Origin of the sequence: Streptomyces sp. NBC_01012 (genome assembly GCF_045162755.1) — a bacterium.
Taxonomy (GTDB): domain Bacteria; phylum Actinomycetota; class Actinomycetes; order Streptomycetales; family Streptomycetaceae; genus Streptomyces.
Map to the genome: position 1 here is coordinate 4864794 of NZ_CP108688.1, position 14854 is coordinate 4879647.

Below are 14854 nucleotides of genomic sequence, written 5' to 3' on the forward strand. Positions count from 1 at the left end.
TGTCCGCTTTTTCCTGTGGCGTGCGCCACATAATGTCCGATGGCCTCATCCGGCGGCCGTGATAAATCTTCACGACCACCGGGGACGCCACCCCTGTCCCCGGGGGCGCTACCAGCCGGCCGAACGCCGGCGGCACTCCATCCATATCCGGGGGGATCAGGACCTGATCCGACGCCGACGGCGGCGCGGATCGGCGTGGAGAAAGGCGCACCACCATGACATCGGCGCAGGTCGACAACGGGCAGCCGGACGGCCAGGAGGCCGTCGACGCCCCGGCGGGCGAGGGTTACCAGCGAGGGCTGGGAGCCCGCCAGATCCAGATGATCGCCATCGGCGGAGCCATCGGGACGGGGCTCTTCCTCGGCGCGGGCAAAGCCATCGACAGAGCCGGACCGAGCCTCATCCTGGCGTACGCCATCGCCGGTCTCGTCATCTTCTTCATCATGCGGGCCCTGGGCGAACTCCTCATGTACCGCCCGGTGTCGGGCTCCTTCTCGGAGTACGCACGCGAATTCCTCGGCCCGTTCTTCGGGTTCGTGACCGGCTGGACGTACTGGCTCTTCTGGGTGGTCACCGGCATCACCGAAGTCACCGCGGCCGCCACCTATATGACGTACTGGTGGGATATCCCGCAATGGCTGTCCGCACTGGTGTTCACCTTCATCCTGTACGGCGCCAACCTGATCTCGGTGAAGGTCTTCGGCGAGCTCGAGTTCTGGTTCTCGATGGTCAAGGTCACCGCCATCCTCGGCATGATCCTCATCTGCGCGGGAGTGCTCACCGTCGGCTTCTCCGACGCCGGAGACACCGCGACCGTCGCCAACCTGTGGAACGACGGCGGCTTCTTCCCCAGCGGCATCAGTGGCACGCTCATGACACTCCAGATCGTCATGTTCGCGTTCCTCGCCGTCGAGCTCGTCGGCGTCACCGCCGGTGAGTCCAAGGACCCGAAGACCGTTCTGCCCAAGGCCATCAACACCGTGCCGTGGCGCATCGCCGTCTTCTACGTCGGCGCCCTGATCATGATCCTGTCCGTCGTCCCGTGGAGCACCTTCAAGCCGGGCGTCTCCCCGTTCGTCGCCGCGTTCGAGGAGATGGGCCTCGGTATCGGAGCCGCGATCGTCAACTTCGTCGTGCTCACCGCCGCGCTCTCCTCCTGCAACTCCGGCATGTACTCCACCGGGCGCATGCTGCGCGACCTCGCGCTCAACGGGCAGGGTCCCAAGGCCTTCACCAAGCTGACGCGCAACGGCCTCCCGCTGGTCGGCACCACCTTCTCCGCCGCGCTGATGCTCGTCGGCGTCTGGATCAACTACCAGTGGCCGGGAGACGCGTTCAACTACGTCGTCTCCTTCGCCACCATCTCCGGCATGTGGGCCTGGATCATGATCCTCATCAGCCAGATCCGCTTCCGCGCCAAGGCCGACCGCGGTGAACTGCCCCAGTCCACCTTCAAGGCCCCCGGAGCGCCGTTCACCAGCTGGTTCGCGCTCTGCTTCATCGGCCTCGTCATCACCATGATGGCCATCGACAAGGACGCCAGGATCTCGCTGTACTGCGCGCCCGTCTGGGCGCTGCTCCTCGGCGTCTCCTACCTGGTGCTCAGGGCCCGCAACCCCGAGAGCGCCGCCTTCACCAAGCGCTGACCCGACCCCGCGCCTCAGGGACACCGGCCGCCCCAACGGCCCTGTCCGGCATCCGGGCCCTTCCGTACCACCCCTCGGTACGGAAGGGCCCGTTTGCCTGTCGGTCCTATCCTGGGCCCCATGCTGACCATCACCCAGGCGCTCCACGACCAGATCGTCGCGCACTCCCGCGCCGACCACCCCGACGAGGCATGCGGAGTGGTCGCGGGCCCGGCCGGCACGGGCCGCGCCGAACGCTTCATCCCCATGCTCAACGCCGCGCGCTCACCCACGTTCTACGAATTCGACTCCGCGGACCTGCTGAAGCTCTACCGCGAGATGGACGACCGCGACGAGGAGCCGGTGATCATCTACCACTCCCACACCGCGACCGAGGCCTACCCCTCCCGCACCGACGTCACCTACGCCAACGAGCCCGGCGCCCACTACGTGCTGGTCTCCACCGCGGACGCCGACGACGCGGGCCCCTTCCAGTTCCGCTCGTACCGCATCGTGGACGGCGAGATCACCGAGGAAGAGGTCGAGGTCGTCGAGACGTACCCCGCGACCGCCTGACACCCGAAGCGAGTCGTGTCCCGCATGGCGAACGCTCACCATCCACCATGTGGGATCACACTCCGGATCCCGGGTGGGGAATCGATACGATGAGCGCATGGTTCCCCATGACGTGAGCGAAAAGGCGCCGGGCATGCTGCTCGTCGCGCGGCTGCACGTCGACCTGTGCAGGCTGTCCAGCGCGATGTGTCCCGGCTGCCGCCTGCCCGCGAACCGCACGGCCTGAGCCGCGGTCCGAGCGCAACCACGTACGCACCACCCCCGTGCGGGGGCACGAACGCACGCCCCACGCCACCCTCCCCGCTTTCGACAGGAGCCCACGCCATGGCCATCGAGGTCCGCATCCCCACCATCCTCCGCACCTACACCGACGGCGCCAAGGCGGTCGAAGGCAGCGGTGAGACCCTCGCCGACCTCTTCGCCGACCTGGAGACCCGCCACACCGGCATCCGTGAGCGCATCGTCGACGGCGACCAGCTGCGCCGCTTCGTGAACGTCTACCTCAACGACGAGGACGTCCGCTTCCTCGACGGCATCACCACCAAGCTCTCCGACGGCGACAACATCACCATCCTTCCGGCTGTCGCCGGCGGCATGCGCTGATGCGGTACGACTCCCCGCTGGCGGCCGTGGGGAACACTCCCCTCGTCCGCCTCCCGCGGCTGTCCCCGTCCGAGGACGTCCGTATCTGGGCGAAGCTGGAGGACCGCAACCCCACCGGCTCGATCAAGGACCGCCCCGCGCTCCACATGGTCGAGCAGGCGGAGAAGGACGGCCGTCTGACACCGGGCTGCACCATCCTCGAACCCACCAGCGGCAACACCGGCATCTCGCTCGCCATGGCGGCCAGGCTCAAGGGCTACCGCATCGTCTGCGTCATGCCGGAGAACACCTCGCAGGAGCGGCGCGACCTGCTCACCATGTGGGGCGCCGAGATCATCTCGTCCCCCGCCGCAGGCGGCTCCAACACCGCCGTACGCGTGGCCAAGGAGCTCTCGGCCGAGCACCCCGACTGGGTCATGCTCTACCAGTACGGCAACCCGGACAACGCCGGCGCGCACTACGCCACCACCGGACCGGAGATCCTCGCCGACCTCCCCTCCCTCACCCACTTCGTGGCAGGTCTCGGCACCACAGGCACCCTCATGGGCGTCGGCCGCTACCTCCGCGAGAACAAGCCGGACGTGGGGATCGTGGCCGCCGAGCCCCGCTACGACGACCTCGTCTACGGCCTGCGCAACCTCGACGAGGGCTTCGTCCCGGAGCTCTACGACGCCTCCGTGCTCACCACCCGCTTCTCCGTCGGCTCGGCCGACGCCGTGACCCGCACCCGGGAACTCCTCCAGCAGGAGGGCATCTTCGCGGGTGTGTCCACCGGCGCCGCACTCCACGCCGCCATCGGCGTCGGCCGCAAGGCCGTCAAGGCCGGTGAGTCCGCCGACATCGTGTTCGTCGTCGCGGACGGCGGCTGGAAGTACCTGTCGACGGGCGTCTACACGGCCCCCACGACAGAGGCCGCCATCGAAACCCTGCACGGCCAGCTCTGGGCCTGACCCGCACGGGATCCACCGGGAGGCGCGCGACGGGAGAACATCCCGCCCGCGCCTTCCGTCCGTTCATCCCCCTGCCGGCGCTTCCCGCCCGGTTCACCCCAGGCCGCGCACCCGCTTCCACAGCGCCGGGTCCGCCTCGCCGGCCTTCCGGCGGAACCTGGACACCGCCACATCCCGCAGCTCGTCCGTCTCCAGGAAGCTCTGCCGGTCCTTCGTGTCCCCCACCGAACCAGGGGGCAGAGCGATCACCCCGGGACGCTCCTCATGATGCTTGCTGGTGATCTTGGCGACGACCGCCGTGCCACCCCGCACCGACAGCACGAGACACGGCCGGTCCTTCGACCCGGGCCCGTCCTCGAACGGCACGTCCGCCCACCAGATCTCCCCGGGCAGGGGAGCGCCGTGCGGACGCCCCTTCTTCCGCTCCGGAGCGCGCCCCGGCGGACGCTCCGGAGGACGCGTCCGACCACCCGGGCGCCGAGGACCACGCCCGCCCCGGCCCCGCGCATCGGAAACCGTCGCCACGAGCGCCAGCAGGACGACGCCGGCCAGTGCGAGCCACCACCACGAGTTCATATCCAGACCGTACCGGCGCCCGCCGACACCCGGCCTTCCATCGAACCGGTGACAGCACAGGTGAGTTCCCCCACAACGACAGGCCATGGAGGAGCGACCAGCTGTTTCGCACCTTACGCTCGACGGACCGCACGAACCCTCCCCGTTCCCACGCCTCGGAGGTTCACGCTCCATGAAGCTCACCGTCGTCGGCTGCTCCGGCTCGTTCCCCTCCACGGGTTCGGCATGCTCGAGCTACCTCGTAGAGGCCGACGGCTTCCGGCTGCTCCTCGACATGGGCAACGGCGCCCTGGGCGAGCTGCAGCGCCATGTAGGTCTCTACGACCTCGACGCCATCTTCCTCAGCCACCTCCATGCCGATCACTGCATCGACATGTGCGCGTACTTCGTCGTCCGCTACTACCGCTTCGACGGCGGTCGCCCCGCCGCGATCCCCGTGTACGGCCCCGAGGGCACCGAGCAGCGGCTCACCACGGCCCACGCCGACACCCCGTCCGAACACGCGATGGGCGAGGTCTTCGACTTCCACACGCTGAAGTCCGGATCGTTCGAGATCGGCCCCTTCTCGGTCCGCACGGAGAAGCTCTGCCACCCCGTCGAAACGTTCGGCATCAGAGTCGAACACGGTGGCCGCGCCCTCACGTACTCCGGCGACACCGGCACCTGTGACGCGCTGGACGAACTCGCCGAAGGCGCCGACCTGTTCCTCTGTGAAGCATCGTTCATCCATGGCAAGGAGGACATTCCGGACCTCCACCTCAACGGCCGTGAGGCAGGCGAGTACGCCGCCCGCGCCGGAGCCGGACGCCTCGTGCTCACCCACATCCCGCCGTGGACGGACGCCGAACGCAACCTCGCCGACGCACGCGAGGTCTACGACGGCCCGGTCGAGCTCGCGGCCCCCGGCAGGGTGTACGAGATCTGAGGGCTGCCCCGTAGTCCCCGGGCCACGCGAAAGCCCCATCCCCGGGACGCATTTCCAGGGGATGGGGCTTTCGCGTGTCGTGTGAGGACGGGCCCTGCTACTTGGCCTCGGCCTTCAGGAGCTCGGCGAGCTCCTCGTCGGACTCGCGGCCCGGCGTCGGCAGATTGAACTTGGTGATCGCGAAGCGGAAGACCACGTAGTAGACCGCCGCGAAGCACAGGCCGACCAGCACCAGCAGCCAGGGCTTCGACGCGATGTTCAGGTTCAGGCCGAAGTCCACCAGGCCCGCGGAGAATCCGAAGCCGTCCTTCATGCCGAGCGCCCAGGTCAGGGCCATCGAGACACCCGTCAGCACCGCGTGGATCGCGTACAGCACCGGGGCGATGAACATGAACGTGAACTCGATCGGCTCGGTCACACCCGTGATGAACGAGGTCAGCGCGAGTGAGAACATCATGCCGCCGATGACCTTGCGGCGCTCCGGGCGGGCGCAGTGGACGATCGCAAGGCAGGCCGCCGGGAGGGCGAACATCATGATCGGGAAGAAGCCGGTCATGAACTGGCCGGCGTTCGGGTCGCCGGCCAGGAAGCGGGCGATGTCGCCGTGGGCGCCGTTGTAGTCGCCCGCCTGGAACCAGGGGAAGGAGTTCAGGAGGTGGTGCATGCCGACCGGGATCAGCGCACGGTTGGCGACGCCGAAGATGCCCGCGCCGACGGCACCCGAACCGACCAGCCATTCACCGAAGTTGTGCAGGCCCGTGCCGAGTACGGGCCAGATGAGACCGAAGACGATACCGATGACCAGGCCCGAGAAGGCGGAGAGGATCGGGACCAGACGACGGCCGCTGAAGAAGCCCGCCCAGTCGGGCAGCTTCGTCCGGTGGAAGCGCTGGTAGAGCAGCGCCACGACTATGCCCATCACGACACCGCCGAGCACACCCGCGTCGACCGGTGCGTCGCTCATGACGATCTTGCCGTCGACGACGTTCGCGACCTGCGGCAGGTTGCCGTCGGTGAAGGTGGCGAGCACCTTCTGGAAGACCAGGTAGCCGGTGACGGCGGCGAGCGCGGTGGAGCCGTCCGACTTCTTGGCGAAGCCGATGGCGATACCGACGGCGAACAGCAGGGCCATGTTGTCGAGGATGGCGCCACCGCCCGCTGCCATGTAGCCGGCCAGCTTCGTGATGACGGTGGGGAACGACTCGCGGCCGAGCATGTCGACATTGCCGAGCCGGACCAGCAGTGCGGCCGCGGGCAGGACGGCGACCGGCAGCATGAGGCTGCGGCCGATGCGCTGCATGACTGCCATCACGCCGGCGCCCCGCCTCTTTGCGGGGGCCGCCGGAGCGGTGTCCGTACTCATCAACTTCCTCCAGTTGGCAAGGCGCCGCCGGGGACAGGTGGTGGGGGCGGCGACTCGAGGAACGCGGCGGCAGAGACGGCCGCGTGGTCTGGACCACTGAGTGGTGTAGACCAGTTTTAGCACGGTGTGGGTGGGATAAGGAACCTGCGATCCCTGCCCTGTTTGCGATGTAGTTCCGCAACCACCCAGGGTGACACGGCGAAGGCCCCCGGACCGTGGGGTCCGAGGGCCGTGCGCGGGGTCTGGGGCGAGCCGGGGGTGAGGCCGGGGCGGGCCTACTTCGTGAGGTTCTCCTCGGTCTTCTCCTCTTCCTCCACGGGCTCGCGCCCCGGAGTCTGGAGGTTGAACTTGGTGATCGCGAACCGGAAGATCACGTAATACACCACGGCGAAGCACAGCCCGATCGGGATGATCAGCCAGGGTTTCGTGTCCAGATGCCAGTTGACGACGTAGTCGATCAGTCCCGCCGAGAAGCTGAACCCCGCGTGCACGCCGAGCGCCCACGTCACCCCCATCGATACTCCGGTCAGGACCGCGTGGACGCCGTACAGCAGCGGTGCGACGAACATGAACGAGAACTCCAGCGGCTCCGTCACACCCGTCACGAAGGAAGTCAGCGCCACGGACACCATCAGGCCCGTCACCTCCTTGCGTCGCTCAGGCCGTGCGGTGTGGGCGATGGCCAGGGCCGCGGCGGGCAGGCCGAACATCATGATGGGGAAGAACCCCGAGGTGAACTGCCCCGCCGAGGGGTCCTCCGCGAAGAAGCGGGAGATGTCGCCCTGTACCGTCTTGCCGTCGCCACCGGTGAAGTCGCCCGCCTGGAACCAGAAGAACGTGTTCAGGAACTGATGCATGCCGATCGGGATCAGCAGTCGGTTCGCGAAGCCGAAGATGGCGGCGCCCCACGCGCCGAGGTCGATCAGATGCTTGGAGAACCAGGTCAGCGCGTCGCCGACGGGCTGCCACAGCAGGCCGAACAGGACGCCCAGGATCACGCAGAGGAACGCCATCAGGATCGGCACCAGCCGGCGCCCGTTGAAGAAGCCCAGCCAGTCCACCAGTTTCGTGCGGTGGAACCGTTGCCACACGACCGCGGTGAGCAGGCCGATGAGGATGCCGCCCAGGACGCCCGGGTTCTGCGGCTCACCGTCGGGCACGGCCTCCGTCACGGTGCCGTCGACGGGGAACGCCGTCAGTACCCCCCGGTAGACGAGGAAGCCGACGACGGCGGCCAGCGCCGTCGAGCCGTCCGCCTTCTTCGCGAATCCGATCGCGACGCCGATGCAGAACAGCAGGGGCAGTCCTACGGTGCCGTCCAGAATGGCGTTCCCGCCGTTGAGCAGGACCTTGGACGTCTTGTTCCAGAAGGCGCCGCCCAGGTAGGAGTCGAAGAGATTGCCGAGGCTGACGAGGAGGCCCGCCGCGGGCAGTACGGCCACCGGCAGTTGCAGACTTCGGCCGACCTTCTGCAGGCCCTGGACCGGTCCGTTCCACCACTTCCGCTGTGGTTGCGTGGCCGCGTTCGAACTCATCGGCATCCTCCCGGAACACGCCTGGCTTGGCGGTCGTTGCAAACTGGTGTAGACCAGTCGCGGTACGGTGCGGAGCCCCGCAGAAGGCAGGGCGCCGGTGATCGTCATCATTGGGGAGTGCACGGTTACTCGCCCGTGAAGTTGGGCCAACCGTGCGTTACCGTGACGAAACGGACCCATGGTGGGCCGCCCACGCATGCACAGATCAGGGAGAAGGACATGGCCAGCAAGGCTGAGAAGATCGTCGCCGGGCTCGGCGGTATCGAGAACATCGATGAGATCGAAGGCTGCATCACCCGTCTTCGCACCGAGGTCCACGACCCCAGCAAGGTCGACGAAGCCGCACTCAAGGCCGCCGGAGCCCACGGCGTCGTCAAGATGGGCTCCGCGATCCAGGTCGTCATCGGCACCGATGCCGACCCCATCGCCGCCGACATCGAAGACATGATGTGACGTCGGCCGTGACCGTGGCCGGCTGACCCGCCCCACCCGGGTCCGCCCGCAGGCCCCGCTCCCCGCGCCTCCCCGGCCGGGAGCGGGGCCTGCGTCGCTCGGAGGCCGCCGGGGGCACGGGGGCACGGGGCGCGGGGCACGGGGGCACCCGAGGCCACCCGAACGGACCCGGCGGCCCCAGCCGATAGGCTCGACGCCATGTCTCGTATCGACGGCCGCACCCCCGAACAGCTCCGCCCCGTCACCATCGAACGCGGATGGAGCAAGCACGCCGAAGGCTCCGTACTCATCTCCTTCGGTGACACCAAGGTCTTCTGCACCGCCTCCGTCACCGAAGGCGTCCCGCGCTGGCGCAAGGGCAGCGGCGAAGGCTGGGTCACCGCCGAGTACTCCATGCTGCCCCGCTCCACCAACACCCGCGGCGACCGCGAATCCGTACGCGGCAAGATCGGCGGCCGCACCCACGAGATCAGCCGCCTCATCGGCCGCTCCCTGCGTGCCGTGATCGACTACAAGGCCCTCGGCGAGAACACCATCGTCCTCGACTGCGACGTCCTCCAGGCCGACGGCGGCACCCGCACCGCCGCCATCACCGGCGCCTACGTCGCCCTCGCCGACGCCATCACCTGGGCCCAGGGCAAGAAGATCATCAAGCATGGCCGCAAGCCCCTCACCGGCACCGTCGCCGCGGTCAGCGTCGGCATCGTCGACGGCCTGCCCCTCCTCGACCTCTGTTACGAGGAGGACGTCCGCGCCGACACCGACATGAACGTCGTCTGCACCGGCGACGGCCGCTTCGTCGAGGTACAGGGCACCGCCGAAGCCGAACCCTTCGACCGCGCCGAGCTGAACGCCCTCCTCGACCTCGCCACCGCCGGCTGCACCGACCTGGCCACACTCCAGGAAGAGGCACTCGCCCGGACGCTCGGCGAGTAACGGAGCAACCGCAGGCGCGGTGCACAGCGTCGTGACGGGTACGGGCGCACGGATCGAACCGTGCGTCCGTCCACGTATCCGGCCCCCGGGGAGGGACCGCACCATGGCTTCGCGCCGCCGTCACCACCACACCGCACTCGCCGTCACAGCCACCCTGCTGACCCTCACCGCAGCCGTCGGCTGCGGGGCCGTCGACAAGGCCGTCGACTGCGTCCGCACCGCCGACGCCATCGCCACCAGCGTCAACAACCTCCAACAGGCGATATCCAGCGCCTCCGACGACCCGACGCAGGCCGCCGAGTCCCTCGACCAGATAGACGAGGAACTCAAGGACCTCGGCGACACCACGGACAACGCCGACCTCGGCAGCGCCGTCGACGACCTCCAGGCCGGCGTCACCAACGTCCGCGACTCCCTCGACAAGGGCGACGCCACCCCCGACATCACCCCCGTCACGGACGCGGCCACCGAGATCGGCAAGGTCTGCACCCCCTGACCGGGCGGCGATAATCGACGCATGACGCGCCTGATCCTCGCCACCCGCAACGCCGGGAAAATCACCGAACTCCACGCGATCCTCGCCGACGCGGGGCTGCCCCACGACCTCGTCGGCGCGGACGCCTATCCCGACATCCCCGACGTCAAGGAAACCGGCGTCACCTTCGCCGAGAACGCCCTCCTCAAGGCGCACGCCCTGGCCCGGGCCACCGGCCACCCCGCCATCGCCGACGACAGCGGCCTCTGCGTCGACGTACTCGGCGGAGCCCCCGGCATCTTCTCGGCCCGCTGGGCCGGCACCCACGGCGACGACCAGGCCAACCTGGACCTGCTCCTCGCCCAGCTCGGCGACATCTCCGACCCCCACCGCGGCGCCCACTTCGCCTGCGCCGCGGCCCTGGCCCTCCCGGACGGCACGGAACGCGTGGTCGAGGGCCGCCTCACGGGCACCCTGCGCCACACCCCGGCCGGCGAACACGGCTTCGGCTACGACCCGATCCTCGAACCGGCCGGCGAGACCCGCACCTGCGCGGAGCTCGCACCCGCGGAGAAGAACGCGATCAGCCACCGCGGCAAGGCGTTCAGGGCCCTGGTACCGGTGGTGCGGGAGCTGGTGGGCTGACGCCGACCGACATGCCGAAGGCTCAGCTCGTACTGCGACGAGCTGAGCCTTCGGGCGACGTACGCGAGGAGGGACTCGAACCCTCACGCCACTAGGGCACTGGTACCTAAAACCAGCCTGTCTAACCAGTTCCAGCACTCGCGCATGTACCGGCAGTCTACAAGGGGAGCGGTGGCAGGCGGCATCAGGAACTCCCGGAGTGCGCGCCACCCAACGGGCGGAGTCCTGCGGCCACGATGCGGCGGGCGATGTGCGCTGTGCGACAGCGTGCCCTTCACCGGCGTTGTGCGCGACGCGTATGAGCCCTGTATCCGAGCCCTGCGATATTGGCGGGGCTGATCGGTTCGTGTGTGCTGATGCGGAGGAGAGTTCATGATGGCCGATGGTTCTCCGGGCCCGCGGATCGGCGACGCGTTCGGACTGCAGCTCTCGGACGCGGTGCGCCTGCGGAGGCCCGTGACCGCGTTCGTCGAACGTTCGGACGGGCTGATCGTGCCGTCCGGCTCGGCCCAGTGGCTCAGCGGAGAGCAGGAGTGGCCGTCGGCGGTCCGGGACGCGCTGTCGAGGGCTCGGGGCCCCGTGCTCGACGTGGGCGCCGGCAGTGGCCGGCACAGTGCGTACCTTTCCCGCAGGCCGCTACAGGTGACCGCTGTGGACGCCTCGGAGCTGGCCCTGGGTATCTGCCGGGACGCCGGGGTGGAGGAGACCGTGTGCGCGGACGTGACGGAGCTTGAGCACCGGCTGAGAGGAAGGCCGCTGTTCCGGACTGTGCTGTTCCTCGGCAACAACGTAGGGCTGCTCGGTTCCTTCACCCGCGGTACCGACATCCTTCGGCAGGTACACGCGGTCACCTCGGACGATGCGCGGATCATCGCGGAGGGCAGACGTCCCGTGGCCGGCACCGCGGAGAACCGCGACTATCTCGAACACAACCTCGCCCGGGGCAGACTGCCGGGTGAACTGCTGATGCGTCTGCGCTACGGCACGACGGCCACCCACTGGTTCCCGTACCTGTTCTGCGGCCCGGAGGAACTGGAGCGCATCGCGAAGGCCGCGGGCTGGAGGCTGTGCGACGTCCAGGACTTCAACTACCCGGGCGCTCCGTCCGACGCGGCCCCGCTGTCCTACACGGCGGTGCTGGGCAAGCAGGACGGGTGAGACGATCAGCCCGTCGGGGCCGGCGCCCGTGTCTCAGGACGCATCGGTGCGACACAGCCAGCCGTTGATGGCGAACCGGCTGTCCGCGTAGTGCCCGCTGGGGCAGCTGACGGGCCTGACCTCGTGCAGGGCGGAGGGCAGGAAGAAGATGACGCTGTTGTGGTCCGGGGCGTAGTCCCGGTACGTGCAGTCCTCTCGACGCAGACCGTCGTGCTCGGCGTTCAGCGGCAGGGCGGCGTCGTACATGCGCAGGTCCCCGCCCGTGAAGGGGGCCGGGGTGCGGTGGAGGTAGTACACGAACGTCACCACGCGCTTGGCGGCCTGTACGCCGTTGGCCACGTCGTGGGAGCTGACATCCTGGTGGGCGCGGTAGAAGTCACCGTCGTTGTGGATGTTCAGCGTGAAAGCCGGCCGCGTTCCGGCGCAGGAGACCCCGAGGACCTTCTCGGCCTGGCCGACCATGGCGTCGATCGCGGTGAGCAGTTCCGGAGCGGAGAAGCCGCGGTGGGCCAGGGAACTGCGCATGCGCGTGTCCAGCCGGTTGTCGCGCACACGTGCGGGGAGCAGGTCGTCCTGTGCGGCCGATGCGGCGCGGCGCAACAGCGCGTCGGCCGTCGGGGCGGGCAGAAAGTCCGTCACCCGGCAAACCTTTGTCGACGACTGCCATATCGCGTGCGTACCCACCGGGGCTTCCGATACCGCTGTGGTGTCCACCGTCTCGGTCATCGCGTTCCTCCGTGCCGCTTTGTATTCATTTGGTCCGTACGTGCAGAACACAGCCGACGGGGGATGAATTTAGTGAGCTTCCGGAAGGTGCGTCAATTACTTTCCGGGCTGACGTGCGGGGTGCGTATGTCGCTCGTACCCATCACTGACACAGCATTTACGTGCAGGACGCGTATGTGCTTCGTACGAGCGGCGGCAAGACTCGACGCATGCTTCCGTCGAATGGTGTGAGAATTCCAGATCTCGCCATGGTCAACCCATTCCTCGAACGGTTGGGCCTGGGCAAGCTGTCGCCGGACCGGGTGGTCACGCATCCGGGACGGCACCGGAAGTGCTCGGGCGTCACCAGCAGCGGGCGCGGAGTGTTCGTCAAGCAACTGAACGAGTCGCTCGGTTGCCCGGCCCCGGGCATCGGGAGAGCCAGGTCGTTCGAGGCGCTGCGGACGCCGGAGCTGTCCGGGGCCGCGCTCCTGGGCGTGGACGGCGACCGTAACCTGCTTGTCTTCGAGCTGATCGAGGATGCCGAGCCGGCCGATCTGCTGGCGCGTGAAGGCCGGTTCGACGCCGGGCTCGCCCGCTGCCTGGGCGAGATGACGGGCGCCCTGCACGAACTGCCGGTCGACCTGGGGAATGCCTCCCTCGACACCTCTCCCTCGCGGTATCCACCCCTGGGATCGTTGGAGGGCCTGACTCTCACGCAGTACCAGGCCGCCAGTTCGGCCGTGCTTCAGGGGTGGCGCTTGCTGCAGCAGGACGAGGAGGTCAAGGAGGCACTGCGCGCGCTGCGCCGCGATGAGGACACGGCGTCGAAGGTGCCCACACACGGCGACTTCCGGCTCGACCAGGTCCTCGTCGCCGGCGGACGGCGGCACATCATCGACTGGGAGGAGTTCCGCCTCGGCGACCCCGCCCACGATGTGGGCATGTTCGTGGGGGAGTGGCTCTACCTGGCGGCGGACCGGGCGGCCCGCGGGCTGCACACGGGTCCCGTGGGCGATTCCGGGACCGTGCTCGGCGTCAGCCGCGACGAGGTCGTCGCCCGGACCACGGTCGAGCTGCGGGCGGTGCAGCCCATGGTGGGGGAGTTCTGGTCCGGCTACCGGTCGGTGCGCACGACGACCGACCTGGATCTGCCGCGGCGGGCCGCCGCGTTCGCCGGCTGGCACCTCTACGACCGGATGTTCAGCGTCGTGGCCAAGATGATGGTCCTCAGCATGACCCAGTACGTGGCCAATGGAATCGGACGTAGAGCGCTGCTCAGTCCCCATGAAATCGCCGGGATTCTGGAGATGGGGGAGACCGATGTCGCAAGAAGGTGACCTGTTGCTGCCGGAGCTCGAATGCGCGCTGGAGAAAATCGAGTTGCGGTCCGACGGGCTGGTCGCCCATGTCGACGGCCATAAACTGGAGGCGAACAGCCCGAGGCATCTTTCGGTACTGCTGCGATGGAGTCTCTACGACTTCCTGCATTCCGGGCGAGGGTCGGACACCTACAAAACGAAGGATGTCGTCAGAGACGCCGCCCTGGAAGCCGAACTCGCCAGAGTCATGCCGCACCAGGAGACGGTCACCAGTGCCCGGGTGGACGGGTGCAGGGGCGGCGAGTTGCTGGCCTCCATCGACGGCACCCGGGTATGGGTGCCGGAGCACCGTAAGCTCGCGGACGCCCCGGGGGGCGGCGAGGTGGTCTACCTGTCGATGCCGGCCGCACGCCCCGCTCTCTCGCCCGGCTTCTTTCTCGCCGACGGCAGCCGTGGGCGCTCGGTGCGCAAACCGGTTCTGAGGGTGTACGCGCACGTGCGGAGCATCGACGCGGTGCCGGATGTCTGGGCGGCGGCGTTGCGCTGTCTGGAGGACAAGGGCGTTCCCTACCGCGCCAAGGTCGCCTCTTCCCCGCTGCTGCTTCCGCGCCGGGACGCGCTGGTGGTCTTCCTGGGACCGGACGGCTGGGACGCCGCCCCGGACATCGTGGACGCGCTCGACGGTCTGCCGGGGCTGGGGGACGAGGTGTCCGTGTTCGCCCGGCGGCTCGCGCCGGGTGTGTCGATGGCGTGGCATCCGTTCGCCCGTCGGTCGCGTGGCCCGTCCGGACTCAGCTTCGGCCAGCATCGGGCAACGGCCGTGGCACAGGGGCTCGTCGACCATGCCATCGGGACTCATGGGGGATCACGCGCCGAGGGAGTGGCGGACGCGATGCGGGAGGCGGGGATCGACCCTGCCGACCCCTTCCGCCATGACGACTCACCGGAACTGGACTTCGCCCGCACGGACCAGCGGTCCGCACGGGACTGACCGACGGCCCGGACGT

17 protein-coding genes and 1 tRNA gene are annotated in these 14854 nt (G+C 68.6%); 13 read left to right on the forward strand and 5 right to left on the reverse strand.

Annotation, left to right across the window (positions count from 1 at the left end; all coding sequences use genetic code 11):
- The first annotated feature begins 215 nt into the window (after positions 1 to 215).
- From OG623_RS21890 to OG623_RS21910, 5 genes are all read left to right on the forward strand, one after another.
- Entirely contained in the window at positions 216 to 1646 is a 1431-nt protein-coding gene (locus OG623_RS21890; RefSeq protein WP_406148597.1) for an amino acid permease, read from the forward strand.
- Positions 1647 to 1766: 120 nt separating this feature from the next.
- Positions 1767 to 2201 (forward strand): Mov34/MPN/PAD-1 family protein, encoded by a 435-nt coding sequence (locus tag OG623_RS21895; RefSeq protein ID WP_406148598.1) that lies wholly within the window; start codon positions 1767 to 1769, stop codon positions 2199 to 2201.
- 97 nt (positions 2202 to 2298) lie between these two features.
- On the forward strand, positions 2299 to 2427 hold the full coding sequence (locus tag OG623_RS21900; RefSeq protein ID WP_406148599.1) for a putative leader peptide: 129 nt from the start codon (positions 2299 to 2301) through the stop codon (positions 2425 to 2427).
- Between the two features lie 98 nt (positions 2428 to 2525).
- Positions 2526 to 2804: a MoaD/ThiS family protein gene (locus tag OG623_RS21905; protein WP_406148600.1), complete on the forward strand. Its 279-nt coding sequence runs from the start codon at positions 2526 to 2528 to the stop codon at positions 2802 to 2804.
- Positions 2804 to 3754: a cysteine synthase gene (locus OG623_RS21910; protein WP_362885929.1), complete on the forward strand. Its 951-nt coding sequence runs from the start codon at positions 2804 to 2806 to the stop codon at positions 3752 to 3754. The genes OG623_RS21905 and OG623_RS21910 overlap by 1 nt, the downstream gene beginning before the upstream one ends.
- A 93-nt stretch (positions 3755 to 3847) precedes the next feature.
- Here the strand turns inward: OG623_RS21910 and OG623_RS21915 are convergent, their stop codons facing one another.
- Positions 3848 to 4330 (reverse strand): type II toxin-antitoxin system PemK/MazF family toxin, encoded by a 483-nt coding sequence (locus tag OG623_RS21915; RefSeq protein WP_406148602.1) that lies wholly within the window; start codon positions 4328 to 4330, stop codon positions 3848 to 3850.
- A gap of 172 nt (positions 4331 to 4502) precedes the next feature.
- Between OG623_RS21915 and OG623_RS21920 the strand changes: the two genes are divergently transcribed.
- On the forward strand, positions 4503 to 5255 hold the full coding sequence (locus OG623_RS21920; RefSeq protein ID WP_406148603.1) for an MBL fold metallo-hydrolase: 753 nt from the start codon (positions 4503 to 4505) through the stop codon (positions 5253 to 5255).
- A gap of 97 nt (positions 5256 to 5352) precedes the next feature.
- On the opposite strand, the gene OG623_RS21925 is transcribed toward OG623_RS21920, so the two are convergent.
- Together OG623_RS21925 and OG623_RS21930 are read right to left on the reverse strand one after the other, a co-directional pair.
- On the reverse strand, positions 5353 to 6618 hold the full coding sequence (locus tag OG623_RS21925) for a PTS transporter subunit EIIC (protein ID WP_406148605.1): 1266 nt from the start codon (positions 6616 to 6618) through the stop codon (positions 5353 to 5355).
- Between the two features lie 275 nt (positions 6619 to 6893).
- Complete coding sequence (locus OG623_RS21930; RefSeq protein WP_406148606.1) at positions 6894 to 8153, reverse strand: PTS transporter subunit EIIC; 1260 nt, start codon at positions 8151 to 8153, stop codon at positions 6894 to 6896.
- Between the two features lie 219 nt (positions 8154 to 8372).
- On the opposite strand from OG623_RS21930, the gene OG623_RS21935 reads away from it, so the two are divergent.
- The 4 genes from OG623_RS21935 (at position 8373) to rdgB (ending at position 10662) form a co-directional block, all read left to right on the forward strand.
- Entirely contained in the window at positions 8373 to 8606 is a 234-nt protein-coding gene (locus OG623_RS21935; RefSeq protein ID WP_406148607.1) for a glucose PTS transporter subunit EIIB, read from the forward strand.
- A 198-nt stretch (positions 8607 to 8804) separates the two neighbouring features.
- Positions 8805 to 9542 carry a ribonuclease PH gene (gene rph, locus OG623_RS21940; protein WP_406148608.1) on the forward strand — a complete coding sequence of 246 codons (738 nt, stop codon included), beginning with the start codon at positions 8805 to 8807 and terminating at the stop codon, positions 9540 to 9542.
- 103 nt (positions 9543 to 9645) lie between these two features.
- Positions 9646 to 10038 (forward strand): hypothetical protein, encoded by a 393-nt coding sequence (locus OG623_RS21945; protein WP_406148610.1) that lies wholly within the window; start codon positions 9646 to 9648, stop codon positions 10036 to 10038.
- 21 nt (positions 10039 to 10059) lie between these two features.
- Entirely contained in the window at positions 10060 to 10662 is a 603-nt protein-coding gene (rdgB, locus tag OG623_RS21950; RefSeq protein WP_406148611.1) for an RdgB/HAM1 family non-canonical purine NTP pyrophosphatase, read from the forward strand.
- Between the two features lie 60 nt (positions 10663 to 10722).
- Here rdgB and OG623_RS21955 read toward each other — a convergent pair.
- Positions 10723 to 10806: transfer RNA gene (locus OG623_RS21955), tRNA-Leu, on the reverse strand.
- 228 nt (positions 10807 to 11034) lie between these two features.
- On the opposite strand from OG623_RS21955, the gene OG623_RS21960 reads away from it, so the two are divergent.
- Positions 11035 to 11820, forward strand: coding sequence for a class I SAM-dependent methyltransferase (locus OG623_RS21960; protein ID WP_406148613.1), 786 nt, complete (start codon positions 11035 to 11037; stop codon positions 11818 to 11820).
- A gap of 33 nt (positions 11821 to 11853) precedes the next feature.
- On the opposite strand, the gene OG623_RS21965 is transcribed toward OG623_RS21960, so the two are convergent.
- Positions 11854 to 12459, reverse strand: coding sequence for a 2OG-Fe(II) oxygenase (locus OG623_RS21965; protein ID WP_406148614.1), 606 nt, complete (start codon positions 12457 to 12459; stop codon positions 11854 to 11856).
- Positions 12460 to 12794: 335 nt separating this feature from the next.
- Between OG623_RS21965 and lxmK the strand changes: the two genes are divergently transcribed.
- Together lxmK and OG623_RS21975 are read left to right on the forward strand one after the other, a co-directional pair.
- Positions 12795 to 13865, forward strand: a complete 1071-nt coding sequence (lxmK, locus tag OG623_RS21970; protein WP_406148616.1) for a class V lanthionine synthetase subunit LxmK — start codon at positions 12795 to 12797, stop codon at positions 13863 to 13865.
- Entirely contained in the window at positions 13849 to 14838 is a 990-nt protein-coding gene (locus OG623_RS21975; protein WP_406148618.1) for a T3SS effector HopA1 family protein, read from the forward strand. Before lxmK ends, OG623_RS21975 begins: the two co-directional genes overlap by 17 nt.
- Positions 14839 to 14854 lie beyond the last annotated feature (16 nt).